The sequence below is a fragment of the Geminicoccus flavidas genome (assembly GCF_009806515.1).
GTDB lineage: Bacteria > Pseudomonadota > Alphaproteobacteria > Geminicoccales > Geminicoccaceae > Geminicoccus > Geminicoccus flavidus.
The window spans coordinates 1-2,271 of the sequence record NZ_WUJP01000666.1 but is presented as its reverse complement, the minus strand read 5'-3'; the positions used below and the strand labels follow the sequence as shown (position 1 = coordinate 2,271).

At 68.6% G+C, this 2,271-nt stretch carries 2 protein-coding genes; both read left to right on the top strand.

Annotated elements, in window-relative coordinates:
• Positions 1–184: 184 nt before the first annotated feature.
• On the top strand, positions 185–1,015 hold the full coding sequence (locus tag EQG76_RS18905; protein WP_159715922.1) for a MetQ/NlpA family ABC transporter substrate-binding protein: 831 nt from the start codon (positions 185–187) through the stop codon (positions 1,013–1,015).
• 121 nt (positions 1,016–1,136) lie between these two features.
• Positions 1,137–2,219, top strand: a complete 1,083-nt coding sequence (locus EQG76_RS18900; protein ID WP_159715923.1) for a methionine ABC transporter ATP-binding protein — start codon at positions 1,137–1,139, stop codon at positions 2,217–2,219.
• Positions 2,220–2,271 lie beyond the last annotated feature (52 nt).

Genomic DNA, 2,271 nt, shown 5'->3' with positions numbered 1-2,271 from the left:
GCGGCATCGCCCTCTACAGCGCCCGCGACCCGGTCGACTGAACCCTGCCGCACTTCAAATAGCCGATAGAATTAGTTGATTTTGCCGCCGCGGATGGTCAGCTATCTGGCTGATCGTCCGCGGTCGCCGATTCGGCCCGGGCATGACATCGAACGGGCTGGGAAAGATGCAGGAAGCGAACGTCATGGCCGGCCGCCGGTCGTCCTGGACGCGGCGCGGCGGCTTGGCGGCGTGCTTGGCCGTGGCCGGGCTGCTGCTGGCGCCATGGATGGGTGCATCCGCGCTGGCGCAGGAGGAGCCGATCAAGGTCGGCATCATGTCCGGCGAGGATGAGGAGGTCTGGCAGGCGGTGGTCGCCGAGGCGGCGAAGAAGGGTCTCGTCGTCGAGCCGGTGGTGTTCTCCGACTACACCCAGCCCAACGAAGCGCTGGCGCGCGGCGACATCGACGCCAACGCCTTCCAGCACCAGCCCTATCTGGACGCCCAGATCGAATCGCAGGGTTACGAGATCACCCCGGTCGGCTTCACCGCCGTCTGGCCAATGGGCCTTTATTCTCGCAAGTATGCGAGCGTCGCGGAACTGCCCGAGGGCGCCACGATCGGCGTCCCGAACGACCCCTCCAACGAAGGCCGCGCACTGCTGGTCCTGCAGAACGAGGGGCTGATCAAGCTCGATCCCGAGGCCGGGATCCTCGCGACGGTGACCGACATCGTCGAGAATCCCAAGGATCTTCGGATCAACGAGTTGGACGCCGGGGTGGTCGGCCGGGCAATCGACGACCTGGACGCCGCGGTGGTCAACACCGACTGGGCGCTCAAGGCCGGTCTCGATCCGGACAAGGAGCGGATCGCCCAGGAGCCGATCGAGAACAACCCGTACCGCAACTTCATCGCGGTGCGCACCGAGGACAAGGACGCGCCCTGGGTGGCGCCGCTGGTGGCCGCCTACCAGAACGAGACGGTCCGTGCGGTGTTCGACCGCGTCTATCGCGGCACTGGCACCGCGGCCTACTGACCGGCCGAGCCGGCTCTATCTCCTGAACTGAACGGCCTGGGCCGCTGGCCCGGGCCGTCCTGCCGTTGAACCGCGCCGCGCCTGGCGGTGCCACTGCCCCAGAGGATGCCCCTTGGCCGCCATGGTCCTGGAACGCGCACCGCAGGTCCGTCCTGCCGCATCGCCACCGATGCCGGAGCCGATCGTGCAGGTGGTCGAAGCCCAGCGCCATTTCGGCGCTACTGCCGCGCTGAACGGGGTGTCGCTCAGCGTCGACCGGGGCGAGGTGCTGGGCATCATCGGCCGCAGCGGTGCCGGCAAGTCCACCCTGATCCGCTGCCTGAACGGGCTGGAACGGTTGGATTCCGGCCAGGTTCAGATCGAGGGCCGGGACATCACCGGGCTCGATGAGCGCCAGCTCCAGCCGGTGCGGCGCCGCATCGGCATGATCTTCCAGCACTTCAACCTGCTCGCGGCCAAGACCGTCGCGGCCAATGTCGCCCTGCCGCTCAAGATCGCGGGCGTGCCGGCAGCACGGCGGCAGGCGCGTGTGCGGGAGCTCCTGGAGCTGGTGGGCCTGGCGAACCGGGCCGATGCCTACCCGGCGCAGCTTTCCGGCGGCCAGAAGCAGCGGGTCGGCATCGCAAGGGCGCTGGCGGCCGAGCCGGTCCTGCTCCTGTGCGACGAGGCCACCTCCGCGCTGGACCCCGAGACCACCGGCTCGATCCTGGCCCTGCTCAAGGACATCAACCGCAAGCTCGGCCTCACCATCGTGCTGATCACCCACGAGATGGAGGTGATCCGCAAGGTGGCCGACCGGGTCGTGGTGCTGGACCAGGGCCGGATCGTCGAGGAAGGGCCGGTCTGGCAGGTGTTCGCCGCCCCAAGCTCGCCCACGACGCAGAGCCTGCTCCAGTCGCTGCGCCCGAAGCTGCCGGCCGGGATCGCTGTCAGGCTCGACCCGGTGCAGGGCAATAGCGCCATCCTGCAGGTCGATCTGGCTGGCGAGGCCGCCCGCAGCCCGCTGATCGGCCGGCTCGGGGCCCTGCTCCAGACCCCGGTCCGGCTTGTCCATGGCGGCATCGACCATGTCCAGGGCGAGCCGGTCGGCACGCTGTTCCTGGGCGTGCCGAACCGGGGCGATGCGCCAGCGCGAGCCGTCCGTTTTCTTGAGGAACAGGGTGCCCGGGTTGAGAGGCTGGGATATGTCGACGATGATGCTTGATCTTCTGCTGCGCTCGACCTGGGAAACGATCCTGATGACCGGGCTGTCCGGC